Below are 19024 nucleotides of genomic sequence, written 5' to 3'. Positions count from 1 at the left end.
GAAAAATAGTGTAGAATATAAGAAATAGGTTTTTAGAATAAGGAGTGGAATATGACAGTAACGATTGATTGGGAAAACCTTGGTTTCTCCTATATGAAATTACCTTATCGCTATATTGCTCATTTTAAAAATGGACAATGGAATCAAGGAGAACTTACAGAGGATGCAACTTTGCATATTTCAGAGTCTTCTCCAAGTCTCCACTATGGACAACAAGCATTTGAAGGTTTGAAGGCTTATCGTACTAAGGATGGCAATATTCAACTTTTCCGTCCGGATGAAAATGCTAAACGCCTGCAACGTACATGTGACCGTCTCTTGATGCCACAAGTTCCGACAGACATGTTTGTAGAAGCTTGTAAAGCAGTTGTCCGTGCGAATGAAGAATACGTACCACCATACGGAACAGGTGGAACCCTTTATCTTCGTCCACTTTTGATTGGTGTCGGAGATATTATCGGGGTAAAACCGGCAGAGGAGTATATTTTTACTATCTTTGCTATGCCAGTTGGAAATTACTTTAAGGGTGGTTTGATCCCAACCAACTTTTTGATTCAGGATGAATACGACCGTGCGGCTCCAAATGGTACAGGTGCGGCTAAGGTTGGTGGGAACTATGCTGCCAGCCTCTTGCCAGGGAAATTGGCCAAGTCACGTCATTTCTCAGATGTTATTTACCTAGATCCATCAACACATACAAAGATTGAAGAAGTTGGATCAGCTAACTTCTTTGGAATTACAGCTGATAATGAATTTGTAACGCCATTGAGTCCATCTATCTTGCCATCTATTACCAAGTATTCTTTGCTTTATTTGGCAGAACATCGCTTGGGCTTAACTCCTATTGAAGGAGATGTTCCAATTGATAACCTTGACCGTTTTGTAGAGGCAGGTGCCTGTGGTACAGCAGCGGTTATTTCTCCAATTGGAGGTATTCAGCACGGTGATGATTTCCATGTATTCTATAGTGAAACAGAAGTTGGCCCTGTGACTCGTAAACTCTATGATGAATTGACAGGAATTCAGTTTGGTGATATTTCAGCGCCAGAAGGTTGGATTGTAAAAGTAGATTAAAAATATATTAAGGGAGATTTTTATGAAATCGAAAAAGTGGATTTTAACAACAGGACTTATCCTAAGCACAACAGCTCTTTTAGCAGCCTGTGGAAAAGCTGATAAAGAAGCAGATGCTCCGACAACATTTTCTTATGTCTATGCAGTGGATCCAGCATCCTTGGACTACAGCATAGCAACGCGTACATCCACAACAGATATTATCGGGAATGTCGTTGATGGTTTGATGGAAAATGATAAATATGGTAATGTTATTCCTTCTTTGGCTGAGGATTGGTCTGTCTCAAAAGATGGATTGACTTATACCTATAAACTTCGTAAGGGAGTGAAATGGTACACATCAGAAGGCGAAGAATACGCAGAAGTAACAGCCCATGACTTTGTGACAGGACTAAAACACGTCGCTGATGGTAAGTCAGACGGTGTCTCTCTCATCCAAAATTCCATCAAGGGCTTGGACGCCTACATGACTGGTGAAACCAATGATTTCTCTACAGTTGGTGTTAAAGCTTTGGATGACTACACAGTTGAGTATACATTGAATGCGCCAGAAAGTTTCTGGAATTCGAAAGTTACAACAGCGACGATGTTGCCTGTAAATGAAGAGTTTTTAAAGGCATCTGGAAAGAATTACGGAGAGGTTAGCCCAGCAGGAATTCTCTACAATGGTCCTTATTTCTTAAAAACATTGACTTCTAAATCGTTGATTGAATATGAAAAAAATCCAAATTACTGGGATAAAGAAAATGTTAAAATTGAGAAGATTAAATTGACCTACTACGATGGTTCAGATCAGGAGTCTTTGATCCGTAGCTTCTCCTCTGGTGCTTATACGACAGCCCGTCTCTTCCCAAGCAGCTCAAACTTTGCTTCAACTTTGGAACAATACGGAGATAAAATCACTTATAGCCCACAGGATTCAAGTAGTTATTACTTTACTTTTAACGTAAATCGTCAGTCATACAATAAAACTGCGAAAACAAGTGAGGAGCAAAAGACTTCTACAAAAGAAGCTATGCTTAATAAGGACTTCCGTCAGGCTATCAACTTTGCCTTTAACCGTCATTCTTATGCTGCCCAGCTAAACGGTGAAGATGGTGCAGACAAGATTATTCGTAACAGCCTTGTTCCAGATAACTTCGTACAAGCAGGTGGTAAGAACTTTGGTCAAATCGCTCAAGCAGAGTTGGTGAACTATGGTGACCAATGGAAAGGTGTTGAGCTAGTTGACGGTAAGGATTCTATCTACAACCCTAACAAGGCTAAAGTTGCTTTCGAAAAAGCTAAGAAAGACTTGGAATCTAAAGGGGTAACCTTCCCAATTCACTTGGATGTCCCAGTTGAACAAACAGATACTATCGCCGTTCAACAAAGCAACTCTTTCAAACAGTCCATTGAATCAACTCTTGGTGCTGAAAATGTTGTCATCGATGTACTTCAAATGACAGATAATGAAAAAGAAACGATTACATCACAAGCGCGTGTTCCTTCTCAAAAAGACTATGATTTGAACAGTACAGGATGGGCTCCAAGCTATCAAGATCCAGCGTCTTACTTGAATATTATGGATCCAAAATCTGGTTCTGCCATGAAACACCTAGGTATTACGAAAGGAAAAGATAAGGATGTTGTCGCTAAACTTGGTTTGGATCAATATAAGAAATTGTTAGAAGATGCTGTTTCTGAGACCACTGACCTAGAGAAGAGATATGAAAAATATGCCAAAGCTCAAGCTTGGTTGACAGATAGTTCATTATTGATGCCAACAGCTTCATCTGGTGGTTCTCCAGTTGTAAGTAATGTCGTGCCATTCTCAAAACCATACTCACAAGTTGGTATTAAGGGAGATCCATATATCTTTAAAGGAATGAAATTGCAAAAAGATATTGTTACAACAAAAGAATATGACGAAGCTCTTAAAAAATGGCAAAAAGAAAAATTGGAATCCAATAGCAAATACCAAAAAGAACTAGAAAAACACATTAAATAAGGAATGGTATTGCTCTTGAGAAAATTTAAAAAATACTGTCATTTTGAATATAGAGGAGTTTGATATGGAGTGGATTAAACTAATAGGAATAGCAATCATTGTTGTGGGTTTTATTTTAAAATTTGATACAATTGCAACAGTAGTCTTAGCTGGTTTGGTTACAGCTTTAGTTTCAGGTGTTTCTCTCGTTGAATTTTTGGAGATTTTGGGAAAAGAATTTAGCAATCAGCGAGTGCTCACGATTTTTATGGTTACCTTGCCTCTTGTGGGACTGTCAGAAACCTTTGGACTCAAGCAACGATCAATTGATTTGATTCGAAAGATTAAAGGTCTGACAGTTGGAAACTTCTATACAGTTTATTTCTTTATTCGAGAGTTAGCTGGTTTCTTTTCAATTCGTCTAGGAGGACACCCTCAGTTTGTCAGACCTTTGGTTCAACCTATGGGAGAAGCAGCAGCAGAGTCTCAATTAGGTAGAAAGTTAACAGAGGTTGAAGATGAGACAATAAAAGCGCGTGCGGCTGCGAATGAAAATTTTGGAAATTTCTTTGCTCAAAATACGTTTGTAGGTGCTGGGGGAGTCCTCTTGATAGGGGGAACATTAGATCAGTTAGGCTATGAAAGTAATTATGCAGGGATTGCTTCTGCATCTATTATTGTTGCTGTTATAACACTTATTGTAGTGGGGATTTACAATTATTTATTTGATAAAAAATTGACATCAGAAAAGACTAGGGGAGGAGAACAAAAATGACAGAGTTGGCAAAGCAACTATTAGAGTTGACCTATATTGTGATTGGTTGTCAATTTCTCCATACAGCCTATTGTAGTTATAAAGATAAAACAAACCCAGTCCGATTTGGAACATCTGCATTTTGGACTCTATTGGCTATTACGTTTATAGGTGGTTCCTATATGCCAAATATGAGTATTGGTATTATTGTAATCCTATTATCGCTGTTAACATTGTTTAAGCAAGTCCGTATCGGAACCTTGCCATCCTTAGATGAAATGAAAGCCAATATTGAATCTAACAGATTGAAAAATAAAATTTTTATTCCAGTTATGCTGATGGCAATACTTGCGTTGGTCTTAGCGCAAATGATTCCAGAATTTAGCAAGATTTCGATTAGCCTTGCCGCCTTGTTTGCTACAATTTCTGTTCTTGTGATTACCAATAGTCACCCTAAGAGTCTGTTATCAGAAAATAATCGAATGACTCAGCAAGTTTCAACAAGTGGGATTGTTCCCCAATTATTAGGGGCTTTGGGGGCTATTTTTACTGTAGCAGGTGTTGGTGATGTTATCTCTCATCTGATTAGCGGTATTGTTCCTTCAGATAGTCGCTTTATAGGAGTTTTGGCCTATGTTCTTGGAATGGTTCTATTCACAATGATTATGGGAAATGCTTTTGCAGCATTCACCGTTATTACAGCAGGTGTTGGAGTTCCCTTTGTATTTGCTCTGGGAGCTAATCCAATTGTGGCTGGTGCTCTTGCCATGACAGCAGGTTATTGTGGGACCTTATTGACCCCAATGGCTGCTAATTTTAACGCTCTACCAGCAGCACTGATGGATATGAAAGATCAGAATGGTGTTATAAAGGCTCAAGCAGGTGTTGCTCTAGTAATGATTGTTATTCACATATTCTTAATGTACTTTCTCGCATTTTAGTAAAGGAAAATAAAATGAAAATATTGGTTACAGGTTTTAATCCTTTTGGAGGTGAAAAGATTAATCCAGCTTTGGAGGCTGTAAAATTATTACCATCTGAGATTAATGGGGCTGAAGTTCGCTGGGTAGAAATTCCAACGGTTTTTTATAAGTCGTCAGAAGTTTTAGAGGCAGAAATATTACGATATCAACCAGATGCTGTACTTTGTATTGGACAAGCAGGCGGCAGGACAGGGTTAACACCTGAACGAGTGGCTATTAATCAAGATGATGCTCGCATACCTGATAACGAAGGCAATCAACCAATTGATACACCGATTCGTATTGATGGAGCATCGGCCTATTTTAGTAGTTTACCTATCAAAGCGATGGTACAAGCTATCAAAAAACAGGGACTTCCGGCAGTTGTATCCAATAGTGCAGGAACCTTTGTTTGCAATCATTTGATGTACCAAGCTCTTTATTTAGTGGATAAAAAATTCCCTAATATGAGAGCAGGTTTCATGCATATTCCATATATGATGGAACAAGTAGTAAATAAGCCGAATACTGCAGGAATGAGTCTATGTGATATTGTAAGAGGCATAGAGGTAGCTATTGAAGCTATTGTAGACTACAAAGATAAGGATTTGCAGTTAGTAGGTGGTGAGACTCACTGATAACCTAAAAAGGATAGTCAATTATGCTTGTTTACTAACTATTAGCTATGCTAAATCGATTGAGGTTGTTTACATAAAACTCTATATCAGACAAGCCTGATATAGAGTTTTTTCTTGCTAGTTTTAGGATTTTCTTGTAAAATAGAAAAAGTGAAGAGAGGTATGAAATGAGCAAGAAAGATAAAAAAATCGAAATTCAAGTAGCAGATGCCAAAGTTAATGTAGGAAAAGACAGTTTTGAAGGCTATACCTTGACTATTGGTAAAAAAGTTATCGGAGAAATTGCCGAATTAGATGGACAATTTGCTATCATAAAGAATGGGAATGTCGATAGTTTTTATAAAAAATTGGAAAAAGCTGTGGAAATTTTGATTGAAAATTATAATTTAGCAAAATAAGTCTTGTTTTTTTGAAATTTTCATGATATAATAGTCCATGTTGATTGTAGGAGAGATAGCGAAGAGGCTAAACGCGGCGGACTGTAAATCCGCTCCTTCGGGTTCGGGGGTTCGAATCCCTCTCTCTCCATTTCATCAATGGGGTATAGCCAAGCGGTAAGGCAAGGGACTTTGACTCCCTCATGCGTTGGTTCGAATCCAGCTACCCCAGTTCTTAGGTAATAATCAAGATAAAAAGCAAAATATCTTAGGGTATTTTATTTTTATAATTGAAAGACGTGAACGATATGAACATGTCCTTGCGGGTGCTTAGGAAAAAAATTATAAGTATGTCAAGTTTAAGAAAAAACTTGATTGTTGGAGGATTTTTTAGATGAACGAATTTGAAGATTTGCTAAATAGCGTTAGCCAAGTTGAGACTGGTGATGTTGTTAGTGCTGAAGTATTGACAGTTGATGCGACTCAAGCTAACGTTGCAATCTCTGGAACTGGTGTTGAAGGTGTCTTGACTCTTCGCGAATTGACAAACGATCGCGATGCAGATATCAATGACTTTGTTAAAGTAGGAGAAGTATTGGATGTTCTTGTACTTCGTCAAGTAGTTGGTAAAGATACTGATACAGTTACATACCTTGTATCTAAAAAACGCCTTGAAGCTCGCAAAGCATGGGACAAACTTGTTGGTCGCGAAGAAGAAGTTGTTACTGTTAAAGGAACTCGTGCCGTTAAAGGTGGACTTTCAGTAGAATTTGAAGGTGTTCGTGGATTTATCCCAGCTTCAATGTTGGATACTCGTTTCGTACGTAACACTGAGCGTTTTGTAGGTCAAGAATTTGACGCTAAAATCAAAGAAGTTGACGCTAAAGAAAACCGCTTCATCCTTTCACGTCGTGAAGTTGTTGAAGCAGCTACAGCAGCAGCTCGCGCTGAAGTATTTGGTAAATTGGCTGTTGGTGATGTAGTAACTGGTAAAGTTGCACGTATCACAAGTTTCGGTGCTTTCATCGACCTTGGTGGTGTTGACGGATTGGTTCACTTGACTGAATTGTCACACGAACGTAACGTATCACCAAAATCAGTTGTAACTGTTGGTGAAGAAATTGAAGTGAAAATCCTTGATCTTAACGAAGAAGAAGGACGTGTATCACTTTCACTTAAAGCAACAACACCTGGACCATGGGATGGCGTTGAGCAAAAATTGGCTAAAGGTGATGTAGTAGAAGGAACAGTTAAACGTTTGACTGACTTCGGTGCATTTGTTGAAGTATTGCCAGGTATCGATGGACTTGTTCACGTATCACAAATTTCACACAAACGTATTGAAAATCCAAAAGAAGCTCTTAAAGTTGGTCAAGAAGTTCAAGTTAAAGTTCTTGAAGTTAACGCAGATGCAGAGCGCGTATCACTTTCTATCAAAGCTCTTGAAGAGCGTCCAGCTCAAGAAGAAGGACAAAAAGAAGAAAAACGTGCTCCACGTCCACGTCGTCCAAAACGTCAAGAAAAACGTGATTTCGAACTTCCAGAAACACAAACAGGATTCTCAATGGCTGACTTGTTCGGTGATATTGAACTTTAATCAAATTGAAAATTTACAAAATCCTTTGTTTACTAAACAAGGGATTTTTCTTTTGTCTCTGCTCCTTTTTTTGATATAATAGTTCTATGTTAAAATCAGAAAAACAATCACGTTATCAAATGTTAAATGAAGAATTGTCCTTCCTATTGGAAGGCGAGACCAATGTTTTGGCTAATCTTTCCAACGCCAGTGCTCTCATAAAATCACGTTTTCCTAATACCGTATTTGCAGGCTTTTATTTGTTCGATGGGAAGGAATTGGTTTTAGGTCCTTTCCAAGGAGGTGTTTCCTGCATCCGTATTTCACTAGGCAAAGGCGTATGTGGTGAAGCTGCTGAGTTTCAGGAAACAGTCCTGGTTGGTGATGTAAGGACCTATCCCAACTATATTTCTTGTGATAGTCTAGCTAAAAGTGAAATTGTGGTGCCGATGATGAAGAATGGCCAACTACTTGGAGTTCTGGATCTGGATTCTTCAGAGATTGATGATTACGATGCAATGGATCGAGATTATTTGGAACAATTTGTCGCTATTTTGCTTGAAAAGACAGAATGGGACTTTACAATGTTTGGGGAAAAATCTTAATGTATCAAGCACTTTATCGAAAATATAGAAGTCAAAACTTCTCCCAGTTGGTTGGTCAAGAAGTTGTGGCTAAGACTCTTAAACAAGCAGTAGAACAAGAGAAAATAAGTCATGCCTATCTTTTTTCTGGTCCACGTGGAACGGGAAAAACCAGTGTAGCTAAGATTTTTGCCAAAGCTATGAACTGTCCCAATCAAGTGGGTGGTGAACCTTGTAATAACTGCTATATTTGTCAGGCAGTGACGGACGGGAGTTTAGAAGATGTCATCGAAATGGATGCAGCCTCTAATAATGGGGTCGATGAAATCCGTGAAATTCGTGATAAATCTACCTACGCCCCTAGCCTTGCCCGTTATAAGGTTTATATAATAGATGAGGTTCACATGTTGTCTACAGGGGCTTTTAATGCCCTCCTAAAGACGCTGGAAGAGCCTACACAGAATGTGGTCTTTATTTTAGCTACAACGGAATTGCACAAGATTCCTGCTACTATTCTATCCCGTGTGCAACGTTTTGAATTTAAATCAATTAAGACACAGGATATTAAGGAACATATCCGCTATATCTTAGAAAAAGAAAATATCAGTTCTGAACCAGAGGCAGTGGAAATCATTGCCAGACGGGCTGAAGGTGGAATGCGGGACGCCTTGTCTATTTTGGATCAAGCCCTGAGTTTAACACAGGGAAATGAGCTGACGACTGCCATCTCTGAAGAAATTACTGGCACCATTAGTCTATCAGCCTTGGATGATTATGTGGCTGCCTTGTCTCAACAGGATGTTCCCAAAGCATTAGCTTGCTTAAATCTTCTTTTTGACAATGGTAAGAGTATGACTCGTTTTGTGACGGATCTTTTGCACTATTTAAGAGACTTGTTAATTGTTCAAACAGGTGGAGAAAACACTCATCATAGTCCAGTCTTTGTGGAAAACTTGGCACTTCCTCAAGAAAATCTGTTTGAAATGATTCGCTTAGCAACAGTGAGTTTAGCAGATATTAAGTCTAGTTTGCAGCCCAAGATTTATGCTGAGATGATGACCATTCGTTTAGCGGAGATTAAGCCTGAGCCATTTCTTTCAGGAGCGGTTGAACATGAAATTGCTACGCTGAGACAAGAAGTGACACGTCTCAAACAAGAACTTGCAAATGTAGGAACTATACCTAAGCCAACCAATCCAGCTCCTAGTCGACCAGTAGCAGGCAAGACAGTCTATCGTGTGGATCGGAATAAAGTTCAATCTATCTTACAAGAGGCCGTTGAAAATCCTGATTTAGCACGTCAAAACCTGATTCGTTTGCAGAATGCCTGGGGAGAGGTAATTGAAAGTCTTGGTGGACCGGACAAGGCTCTGCTAGTTGGTTCTCAACCGGTTGCGGCCAATGAACACCATGCTATTCTTGCTTTTGAGTCTAACTTCAATGCTGGTCAAACCATGAAACGGGACAATCTCAACACCATGTTTGGTAACATCCTCAGTCAGGCGGCAGGTTTTTCACCTGAGATTTTAGCTATTTCCATGGAGGAATGGAAAGAAGTTCGCGCAGCCTTTTCAGCCAAAGCCAAATCTTCTCAAACTGAAAAAGAAGCAGAAGAAAGTCTGATTCCAGAAGGATTTGAATTTTTGGCTGATAAAGTGAAGGTAGAGGAAGACTAAAGAAAGATTTCATGATACAATAAATTTATGAATAAACAACAATTTATTATTATGGCGCTGTTTACAGCTGCTGAGACCTATTTTTTCAATGAAGCCTGGATGACTGGCCGCTATATTATGGCAGCCTTTTGGGCAATTTTACTCTTCAGAAATTTTCGTGTCAGTTATGTGATGGGCAAAATCGTTGATGTCATCGATCAGCATTTTAATAGGAAAGACTAGCCCTCAGCTTCCAGACAAAATCAAAGCCTTTTAGGCTTTTTTTTGTTATACTATAAAAGTATATTTATTGACCTTTTATACTCTTCGAAAATCTCTTCAAACCACGTCAGCTTTATCTGCAACCTCAAAGCGGTGCTTTGAGCAACCTGCGGCTAGCTTCCTAGTTTGCTCTTTGATTTTCATTGAGTATTACCGTATTTTCTAGGGAAATCAAGTATGTTTCTAGTAAGTACTGTAAAGGTCTTGAAAAAGAAAGGAACTATCATGTCAGTATTAGAGATCAAAGATCTTCACGTTGAGATTGAAGGAAAAGAAATTTTAAAAGGGGTTAACCTTACCCTGAAAACAGGAGAAATTGCCGCTATCATGGGACCAAATGGTACAGGTAAATCGACTCTTTCTGCCGCTATCATGGGAAATCCAAACTATGAAGTTACCAAAGGTGAAGTCTTGTTTGATGGCGTAAACATCCTTGAGTTGGAAGTGGATGAGCGTGCGCGTATGGGACTTTTCCTTGCTATGCAATACCCATCTGAAATCCCTGGAATTACCAACGCTGAGTTTCTTCGTGCAGCCATGAATGCTGGTAAAGAAGACGATGAGAAGATTTCAGTTCGTGAGTTTATCACTAAGCTAGATGAAAAAATGGAATTGCTCAACATGAAAGAAGAAATGGCAGAGCGTTACCTCAACGAAGGTTTCTCTGGTGGTGAGAAAAAACGTAATGAAATTCTTCAACTCTTGATGTTGGAACCAACATTTGCCCTTTTGGACGAGATTGACTCTGGACTTGATATTGATGCTCTTAAAGTCGTATCGAAAGGTGTGAATGCCATGCGTGGTGAAGGTTTTGGTGCTATGATCATCACTCACTACCAACGTCTTTTGAACTACATCACACCTGATGTGGTACACGTCATGATGGAAGGTCGTGTTGTCCTTTCAGGTGGTCCAGAATTGGCTGCGCGTTTGGAACGTGAAGGATACGCAAAACTAGCTGAAGAACTTGGCTACGACTACAAGGAAGAATTGTAATTCCCTCGTATCTTTTAGGAGAAGTAAATGACTAAAGAAAATATTAAACTTTTTTCAGAAATGCACGCTGAACCAAGCTGGTTGGCTGACCTCCGTCAAAAAGCTTTTGATAAGATTGAGAGCCTAGAATTACCAGTTATTGAGCGTGTCAAATTCCACCGTTGGAATCTGGGGGATGGGACGATTACAGAAAGCGAGCCATCAGCAAATGTTCCAGATTTCACTGCACTAGATAACCACTTGAAGTTGGTGCAAGTAGGAACGCAAACTGTTTTTGAGCAAATTCCAGTTGAGTTGGCTGAACAGGGTATCATCTTTACAGACTTCCACTCAGCTTTAGAAGAAATTCCAGAGCTTGTTGAGGAATTCTTCATGTCATCTGTTAAGTATGACGATGACAAGCTGGCAGCCTACCATACAGCTTATTTCAACAGTGGTGCTGTTCTCTATATTCCTGATAATGTTGAGATTAAAGAACCAATCGAAGGAATTTTCTACCAAGACAGCGATAGCGATGTGCCGTTTAACAAGCATATTATGATTATCGCTGGTAAAAATTCTAAGATTAGTTATCTGGAGCGTTTAGAGTCACGCGGTGAAGGAAGTGCCAAAGCAACTGCTAATATCACAGTAGAAGTCATTGCACGTTCTGGTGCTCAAGTGAAGTTTGCTGCGATCGACCGTCTAGGTGAAAATGTTACTGCTTACATTAGCCGTCGTGGTAAATTAGGCAACGATGCAAGCATTGATTGGGCAATTGGTGTCATGAACGAAGGAAACGTCGTTGCTGACTTTGATAGCGATTTGATTGGTAACGGTAGCCATGCGGATCTTAAAGTTGTAGCTCTTTCAAGTGACCGTCAGGTGCAAGGAATTGACACTCGCGTAACAAACTATGGTTGTAATTCAATCGGAAATATCCTCCAACATGGGGTTATTCTTGAAAAAGCAACCTTGACCTTCAATGGTATTGGCCACATTATCAAGGGGGCCAAGGGAGCAGATGCGCAACAAGAAAGTCGTGTTCTCATGCTTTCAGACCAAGCGCGTTCAGATGCTAACCCAATTCTTTTGATTGATGAAAATGACGTAACTGCAGGACACGCGGCTTCTATCGGTCAGGTAGACCCAGAAGATATGTACTACCTCATGAGTCGTGGTTTGGACAAGGCAACTGCAGAACGCTTGGTTGTCCGTGGTTTCCTTGGATCTGTTATCGTTGAGATTCCAGTCAAGGAAGTTCGTGATGAAATGATTGCGACTATCGAAGAAAAATTGTCAAAACGCTAAGGGGTAGCCTATGTTAGATGTAGAAGCGATTCGCAAGGATTTTCCAATTTTAGACCAGATTGTCAACGATGAACCGTTGGTCTATCTGGACAATGCTGCGACGACACAAAAACCACTAGCAGTTCTGGAAACAATCAACCGCTACTATGAGCAGGACAATGCCAATGTTCATCGCGGTGTTCATACCTTGGCAGAACGGGCGACAGCTTCCTATGAGGCGGCTCGTGAAACCATTGCTAAGTTTATCAATGCAGGTTCTACAAAGGAAGTTCTCTTTACTAGAGGAACGACAACCAGTCTTAATTGGGTAGCGCGTTATGCTGAGGAAGTCTTGACTGAGGGAGACCAGGTCTTGATTTCCGTCATGGAACACCATTCCAATATCATTCCATGGCAGGAAGCCTGCCGTAAGACTGGGGCAGAGCTTGTCTATGTCTATCTTAAGGACGGTGCCTTGGATATGGAGGATTTGCGAGTTAAATTGACTGATAAGGTTAAGTTTGTCTCCCTTGCTCATGCTTCAAATGTTCTTGGTGTCGTCAATCCAATTAAGGAAATTACTCAAATGGCCCACCAAGTTGGTGCCATCATGGTGGTGGATGGTGCTCAATCTACGCCTCATATGCAGATCGATGTCCAGGACTTGGATGTGGACTTCTTTGCCTTTTCAGGTCACAAGATGGCTGGTCCGACTGGTATCGGTGTTCTGTACGGAAAAGAGAAGTATTTAGAACAAATGTCACCCCTTGAATTTGGCGGCGAGATGATTGATTTTGTCTACGAGCAATCTGCTAGTTGGAAGGAATTACCTTGGAAATTCGAGGCTGGAACGCCAAATATGGCAGGAGCCATTGGACTTGCAGCAGCAGTGGATTACCTAGAAAACATTGGTATGGATGAGATTGAAGCTCATGAACAGGAATTGATTGCATACGTCTATCCAAAACTGCAGGCGATTGAAGGACTGACCATTTATGGTTCACAGGACTTGGCTCAACGTTCGGGTGTTATTGCCTTTAACCTAGGTGATCTCCATCCTCACGACCTAGCGACTGCTTTGGATTATGAGGGAGTAGCCGTTCGTGCGGGTCACCACTGTGCGCAACCCTTGCTTCAGTATTTGGATGTTCGAGCAACAGCTCGTGCAAGTTTTTATATCTACAATACCAAGGCAGATTGCGACAAGCTAGTCGATGCCTTACAAAAGACAAAGGAGTTTTTCAATGGCACTTTCTAAACTAGATAGCCTTTATATGGCAGTGGTAGCAGACCATTCGAAAAATCCACATCACCAAGGGAAGTTAGAAGACGCTGAGCAAATCAGTCTCAACAATCCGACCTGTGGGGATGTTATCAATCTCTCCGTCAAGTTTGATGCAGATGACCGCTTGGAGGATATCGCTTTTCTAAACTCAGGTTGTACCATCTCGACTGCCTCTGCTAGCATGATGACGGATGCCGTTTTAGGAAAAACCAAACAAGAAATATTAGAACTTGCGACTATTTTTTCTGAAATGGTTCAAGGGCAAAAAGATGAACACCAAGACCAACTAGGCGATGCAGGCTTCTTGTTAGGTGTTGCTAAATTTCCTCAACGAATTAAGTGTGCAACCCTAGCTTGGAATGCCCTTAAGAAAACAATTGAAAATCAAGAAAAACAATAAGACAAGTTTCTTTTGTCTTATGAATCAGTAGAAATGAAGAATGAAAGAAAGGATATTATGGCTGAAGAAAGAGTAGAACCAAAACCAATTGATCTTGGTGAATATAAATTTGGTTTCCATGATGATGTAGAGCCTGTCCTATCGACAGGAAAAGGATTGAATGAAGATGTCATTCGTGAACTATCAGCTGCTAAGGGAGAACCTGAGTGGATGTTAGAATTCCGTTTGAAGTCTTATGAAACCTTCAAAAAAATGCCTATGCAAACTTGGGGAGCAGACTTGTCAGAGATTGATTTTGATGACCTGATTTATTATCAAAAACCATCTGATAAGCCAGCTCGTTCATGGGATGAGGTTCCTGAAAAAATTAAAGAAACCTTTGAACGTATCGGGATTCCGGAAGCTGAGCGTGCTTATTTAGCCGGTGCCTCTGCCCAGTATGAGTCAGAAGTGGTTTACCACAACATGAAGGAAGAATTTGAGAAGTTAGGTATCATCTTTACAGATACAGATTCTGCCCTCAAGGAATACCCAGACTTGTTTAAACAATACTTCGCTAAGTTGGTACCGCCGACAGATAACAAGTTGGCAGCCCTCAACTCAGCAGTATGGTCAGGTGGAACCTTTATCTACGTGCCAAAAGGTGTCAAGGTAGATATTCCGCTTCAAACTTACTTCCGTATCAACAACGAAAATACAGGTCAGTTTGAACGTACCTTGATTATCGTTGATGAGGGAGCAAGTGTCCATTACGTAGAAGGATGTACAGCGCCAACTTATTCAAGCAACAGTTTGCACGCTGCCATTGTAGAAATCTTTGCCTTGGATGGAGCTTATATGCGTTATACGACTATCCAAAACTGGTCTGATAACGTCTATAACTTGGTAACCAAACGTGCTAAAGCTCAAAAAGATGCCACTGTTGAGTGGATTGATGGAAACTTGGGTGCAAAGACTACCATGAAATACCCATCTGTTTACCTTGATGGAGAAGGGGCGCGTGGGACTATGCTTTCTATTGCCTTTGCTAATGCAGGGCAACACCAGGACACTGGTGCCAAGATGATCCACAATGCTCCACATACAAGCTCGTCTATTGTGTCTAAATCCATCGCTAAAGGTGGAGGTAAGGTTGACTACCGTGGTCAAGTAACCTTTAACAAGAACTCTAAGAAATCTGTTTCTCACATCGAGTGTGATACCATTATCATGGATGACTTGTCAGCATCAGATACTATTCCATTTAATGAAATTCATAACTCGCAAGTCGCTTTGGAACATGAAGCTAAGGTTTCTAAGATTTCAGAAGAGCAACTCTATTACCTCATGAGCCGTGGATTGTCAGAATCAGAAGCGACAGAAATGATTGTTATGGGATTTGTAGAGCCCTTTACAAAAGAACTTCCAATGGAATATGCAGTTGAACTTAACCGTTTGATTAGCTATGAGATGGAAGGATCAGTCGGATAAAATTTGATTTTAGATTTATCCAAAATCAAGGACTTTGAAGATGAACTTGTAATAAAAAAATCGCGTTTTTAAACCGCGATTTTTTTATAATTTCTCATTAACAAATCGGATAAACTGATTCCACCAAACTTTTAAGAAGAAGGCTTTTTCAATTTTCTTGTCTGCAACCATTTCGAAACTAGGACGTTCTGTGGTAATGTAACCTTGACCAATCAAATCCTTGTCTTCGTAAGTCAAATGGCCAACCACTGTTCCAGCTTCAAGTGGTGCTGGGATTGCTTTAGAATCAGGTGTGAATTGAATAGATTGGGAAGATTGACCCCCAACACGTTCAATTAGATAGATATCCTCTGGGGCCACTGCAGTTACCGTATCTTCTTTTCCATCTTGTACAGGGGCTTTGCTATCTTGATAGGCATCGCCTTGCTGAACGATTTTTCGAAGTGTAAATGTAGAAGAAATATAATCCATTAGGGAAGATGTAGCTGTAAACCGAGCGTAGGGATTATTGTCTTGATGGTCTGCATTTAAAACAACTGTGATGACTCTCATGCCTTTTTCGACAGTAGTACCAACAAAAGACTCTCCAGCCTTATCTGTTGTTCCTGTTTTTAGCCCATCAAAACCACCACGGTAAGCAGGCATACCTTCTAACATGTAGTTGGTTGAAGTAATTGTCATTCCAGCAAAAGTAGAAGAAGGTTTTTTGGTGATTTCCAAGACTTGTGGGTATTTTTTGATGAGGTTGCGGGCAACGATAGCGACATCATAAGCACTGAGCTTATTTTCATCATCTTTATTAGACCCTGGGTAAATGTTATCTCCGAGAGTTTCGTTGTTCAGACCAGTTGTATTGACAACCGTGGCATCTTTGATTCCCCATTCCAGGAGTTTGGCCCGCATCATATCAACGAAGTCTTTCTCTGAGCCAGCAATTTTCTCAGCTAGGGCAATAGCGGCGCTGTTGGCACTAGATACCAGAGTTGCTTCAAGTAACTCTTCGACAGTATAATTACGGGCCTCCATAGGAACATTACTGGCTTCAGAATTTGTCGTCAATTGATAAGGATAATCAGAAATATCTACTGGGGTGGATAGTGTGATACTTCCATTTTCCAGAGCTTCATAGACCAGATAAACAGTAATCAATTTTGTTATGGAAGCAATTTCGACAGGTTGCGTTGCATCCTTCTCATAGAGAATTTTACCAGTATTTGCCTCAACAGCAATGGCATGTTTTGCAGCAATATTAAAATCTTGAGCAGCAACAGTAGAAGCACCTCCTAAAAGGGAGACAGTTAATAAAGTTAAAAATATTTTTTTCATAGTAGTCTTATTCTATCATAAAGAAAAAAAATATTCTTGCTTTAATAATTCATCCGTTAAGCTTTTTGAAAATATGGTAAAATAGAGTGAGGGAGGTAACTCATGTTTCGTAGAAATAAATTATTTTTTTGGACCACAGAAATTTTACTCTTAACAATCATCTTTTACCTATGGAGACAGATGGGGTCTTTGATTAACCCTTTTGTTAGTGTGCTTAATACAATTATGATTCCATTTTTATTAGGGGGCTTTCTTTATTATTTGACAAACCCTATTGTTACTTTCTTAAATAAAGTCTGTAAACTCAATCGTTTACTTGGTATTTTAATTACCTTGTGTGCTTTGGTCTGGGGAATGGTCATAGGTGTTGTCTATCTCTTACCTATTTTGATTAATCAGTTATCTAGTTTGATTATATCTAGTCAAACTATTTATAGTCGAGTACAAGACTTAATCATAGATTTATCTAATTACCCTGCGCTCCAGAATTTGGATGTAGAAGCTACAATTCAGCAGTTAAACTTATCCTATGTTGATATTCTTCAAAATATCCTAAATAGCGTATCAAATAGTGTGGGGAGCGTCTTGTCAGCTCTTATCAGTACTGTTTTGATTTTGATTATGACTCCAGTTTTTTTGGTTTATTTCTTATTAGATGGACATAAATTCTTGCCCATGCTTGAAAGAACGATTCTAAAGAGGGATCGCTTGCATATTGCAGGCTTATTAAAGAATTTAAATGCGACGATTGCTCGCTATATTAGTGGAGTTTCGATTGACGCAATCATTATAGGTTGTTTGGCTTATATTGGCTATAGTATTATTGGTTTAAAATATGCTTTAGTTTTTGCTATTTTTTCTGGTGTAGCCAATTTAATTCCTTATGTGGGGCCAAGTATTGGTTTGATTCCTATGATCATCGCAAATATATTCACTGATCCCCATAGAATGCTGATTGCAGTGATTTATATGCTTGTTGTTCAGCAAGTAGATGGTAATATCTTATATCCTCGAATCGTAGGAAGTGTTATGAAGGTTCATCCAATCACGATTTTGGTTTTACTTTTGTTGTCAAGCAATATCTATGGTGTAGTTGGAATGATTGTCGCAGTGCCAACCTATTCTATCTTAAAAGAAATTTCTAAGTTCTTATCCCGTTTGTATGAAAATCATAAAATCATGAAAGAACGAGAAAGAGAATTAGCTAAGTAAAAGTCAGGAAATTCCTGATTTTTCCTTACTGGAAGTGGCCTTTAGATTAGAAGATTGAAAATAAGTTAAAGTCCTAAACTAATTTTCACAGCTAAGAATAGTAGAAGGTAATCTGATAAAAATCGAAAAAACCAGTGGAATTCCGTGTCAGGGTAAGTTCCACTGGTTTTCATAGTCTATTAAAGTTCGAATGAAACCTATTTATTTTAGCACAACAAGTAAAACGTAGTCCGAATAATATAAGGATTGATTTTATAGTTTTTAAACTCAAATGAATTGAAACAAAGAGAGTAGGAAAATTCTCATCTGAAAGTATTTTAGAATAATTTTCTTAGTGAATTTCTTCAAAACACATAGCTTCCTCTTAGGTATGTGTTAATTGGCTTTCGTAAGTTCTACTCACAATCGTAAAGTTATGCACTGAGAAAATTGTAGTTAGTCTCCCAGTTTGCTAAATTTCTCGAATAGTATCTTTTTTAGGTATGTGATTTCTTTTTGCATTTTTGAGTTAGATAAGGTATAATGGTTTTATTGTCTTTTGGGGTCGTTACGGATTCGACAGGCATTATGAGGCATATTTTGCGACTCGTGTGGCGACGTAAACGCTCAGTTAAATATAACTGCAAAAAATAACACTTCTTACGCTCTAGCTGCCTAAAAACCAGCAGGCGTGACCCGATTTGGATTGCTCGTGTTCAATGACAGGTCTTATTATTAGCGAGATACGATCAAGTCTTGTCTAGCGGCTTGATAAGAGATTGATAGACTCGCAGTTTCTAGGCTTGAGTTATGTGTCGAGGGATTGTTAAACTAATACATAACCTATGGTTGTAGACAAATATGTTGGCAGGTGTTTGGACGTGGGTTCGACTCCCACCGGCTCCATTATTCCTTTGTATTCTTTTACATTCCTTGGTAAAACGTTGTTAAATCAACGTTTTTTATTTTTATCTTTGGTATTCCTTGATATTCTTTTGCGAAAAAGGCAGACCCTAAAACAGACCCTATTTTAAAAAAAGCGATAAAAAAAGATACAACATTTGTTGCATCCAAAAAATAATTTTTCTTTTTCACGGAAGACATGGGATTCGAACCCACGCACGCTGTTACACGCCTACCGCGTTTCCAACACGGCCTCTTAAGCCTCTTGAGTAATCTTCCAATACTTACTCCAATAGTCTACCATAAAGGCTCT

General features: G+C 39.4%; 18 protein-coding genes, 3 tRNA genes and 1 other RNA gene. 19 read left to right on the top strand and 3 right to left on the bottom strand.

Going from position 1 to position 19024, the window contains the following annotated elements:
- The first annotated feature begins 51 nt into the window (after positions 1-51).
- The 17 genes from HW098_RS08250 (at position 52) to sufB (ending at position 15291) form a co-directional block, all read left to right on the top strand.
- Entirely contained in the window at positions 52-1074 is a 1023-nt protein-coding gene (locus tag HW098_RS08250) for a branched-chain amino acid aminotransferase (RefSeq protein ID WP_176139797.1), read from the top strand.
- A gap of 22 nt (positions 1075-1096) precedes the next feature.
- A complete protein-coding gene (locus HW098_RS08245; RefSeq protein WP_176139796.1) occupies positions 1097-3064 on the top strand; it encodes a peptide ABC transporter substrate-binding protein in 1968 nt (655 codons plus the stop codon).
- 64 nt (positions 3065-3128) lie between these two features.
- Positions 3129-3818, top strand: coding sequence for a DUF969 domain-containing protein (locus HW098_RS08240; RefSeq protein ID WP_000454773.1), 690 nt, complete (start codon positions 3129-3131; stop codon positions 3816-3818).
- Positions 3815-4738, top strand: coding sequence for a DUF979 domain-containing protein (locus tag HW098_RS08235; RefSeq protein ID WP_000137263.1), 924 nt, complete (start codon positions 3815-3817; stop codon positions 4736-4738). Before HW098_RS08240 ends, HW098_RS08235 begins: the two co-directional genes overlap by 4 nt.
- 14 nt (positions 4739-4752) lie before the next feature.
- A complete protein-coding gene (gene pcp, locus HW098_RS08230; protein WP_000699369.1) occupies positions 4753-5397 on the top strand; it encodes a pyroglutamyl-peptidase I in 645 nt (214 codons plus the stop codon).
- Between the two features lie 167 nt (positions 5398-5564).
- Positions 5565-5795 carry a DUF2969 domain-containing protein gene (locus tag HW098_RS08225; RefSeq protein ID WP_000037113.1) on the top strand — a complete coding sequence of 77 codons (231 nt, stop codon included), beginning with the start codon at positions 5565-5567 and terminating at the stop codon, positions 5793-5795.
- Positions 5796-5844: 49 nt separating this feature from the next.
- A tRNA-Tyr gene (locus tag HW098_RS08220) sits at positions 5845-5925 on the top strand.
- A 9-nt stretch (positions 5926-5934) separates the two neighbouring features.
- Positions 5935-6006, top strand: a tRNA-Gln gene (locus HW098_RS08215).
- A 162-nt stretch (positions 6007-6168) separates the two neighbouring features.
- Positions 6169-7371 carry a 30S ribosomal protein S1 gene (rpsA, locus tag HW098_RS08210; RefSeq protein ID WP_001001632.1) on the top strand — a complete coding sequence of 401 codons (1203 nt, stop codon included), beginning with the start codon at positions 6169-6171 and terminating at the stop codon, positions 7369-7371.
- Between the two features lie 86 nt (positions 7372-7457).
- Complete coding sequence (locus HW098_RS08205) at positions 7458-7955, top strand: GAF domain-containing protein (protein WP_050242454.1); 498 nt, start codon at positions 7458-7460, stop codon at positions 7953-7955.
- Complete coding sequence (dnaX, locus tag HW098_RS08200) at positions 7955-9610, top strand: DNA polymerase III subunit gamma/tau (protein ID WP_176139809.1); 1656 nt, start codon at positions 7955-7957, stop codon at positions 9608-9610. Before HW098_RS08205 ends, dnaX begins: the two co-directional genes overlap by 1 nt.
- A 27-nt stretch (positions 9611-9637) precedes the next feature.
- On the top strand, positions 9638-9832 hold the full coding sequence (locus HW098_RS08195; RefSeq protein WP_001041547.1) for a DUF3272 domain-containing protein: 195 nt from the start codon (positions 9638-9640) through the stop codon (positions 9830-9832).
- A gap of 264 nt (positions 9833-10096) precedes the next feature.
- Positions 10097-10867, top strand: coding sequence for a Fe-S cluster assembly ATPase SufC (gene sufC / locus HW098_RS08190; protein ID WP_000114489.1), 771 nt, complete (start codon positions 10097-10099; stop codon positions 10865-10867).
- A gap of 27 nt (positions 10868-10894) precedes the next feature.
- Positions 10895-12157, top strand: coding sequence for a Fe-S cluster assembly protein SufD (sufD, locus tag HW098_RS08185; protein ID WP_176139795.1), 1263 nt, complete (start codon positions 10895-10897; stop codon positions 12155-12157).
- Between the two features lie 10 nt (positions 12158-12167).
- The gene (locus tag HW098_RS08180; protein ID WP_176139794.1) at positions 12168-13394 is read left to right on the top strand and encodes a cysteine desulfurase; all 1227 of its coding nucleotides are present in this window, start codon (positions 12168-12170) and stop codon (positions 13392-13394) included.
- Positions 13381-13821: a Fe-S cluster assembly sulfur transfer protein SufU gene (gene sufU / locus HW098_RS08175; RefSeq protein WP_175880057.1), complete on the top strand. Its 441-nt coding sequence runs from the start codon at positions 13381-13383 to the stop codon at positions 13819-13821. Before HW098_RS08180 ends, sufU begins: the two co-directional genes overlap by 14 nt.
- Before the next feature lie 57 nt (positions 13822-13878).
- A complete protein-coding gene (gene sufB / locus HW098_RS08170; RefSeq protein WP_000797051.1) occupies positions 13879-15291 on the top strand; it encodes a Fe-S cluster assembly protein SufB in 1413 nt (470 codons plus the stop codon).
- 84 nt (positions 15292-15375) lie between these two features.
- On the opposite strand, the gene pbp3 is transcribed toward sufB, so the two are convergent.
- Positions 15376-16617 (bottom strand): D-alanyl-D-alanine carboxypeptidase PBP3, encoded by a 1242-nt coding sequence (pbp3, locus tag HW098_RS08165; protein ID WP_176139793.1) that lies wholly within the window; start codon positions 16615-16617, stop codon positions 15376-15378.
- A 102-nt stretch (positions 16618-16719) separates the two neighbouring features.
- Between pbp3 and cozE the strand changes: the two genes are divergently transcribed.
- Entirely contained in the window at positions 16720-17829 is a 1110-nt protein-coding gene (gene cozE / locus HW098_RS08160; protein WP_050079225.1) for a cell elongation protein CozE, read from the top strand.
- A gap of 540 nt (positions 17830-18369) precedes the next feature.
- Positions 18370-18717: a transfer-messenger RNA gene (ssrA, locus tag HW098_RS08155) on the top strand.
- A gap of 15 nt (positions 18718-18732) precedes the next feature.
- On the opposite strand, the gene HW098_RS08150 is transcribed toward ssrA, so the two are convergent.
- Together HW098_RS08150 and HW098_RS08145 are read right to left on the bottom strand one after the other, a co-directional pair.
- Positions 18733-18903: a hypothetical protein gene (locus tag HW098_RS08150; RefSeq protein ID WP_176139730.1), complete on the bottom strand. Its 171-nt coding sequence runs from the start codon at positions 18901-18903 to the stop codon at positions 18733-18735.
- Positions 18903-18990 (bottom strand) — tRNA-Ser (locus HW098_RS08145). Before HW098_RS08145 ends, HW098_RS08150 begins: the two co-directional genes overlap by 1 nt.
- Positions 18991-19024: the final 34 nt, after the last annotated feature.

Origin of the sequence: Streptococcus sp. 1453, assembly GCF_013276955.1 — a bacterium.
Classification (GTDB): Bacteria; Bacillota; Bacilli; order Lactobacillales; family Streptococcaceae; genus Streptococcus.
This window is presented reverse-complemented; position numbering and strand designations above follow the sequence as displayed.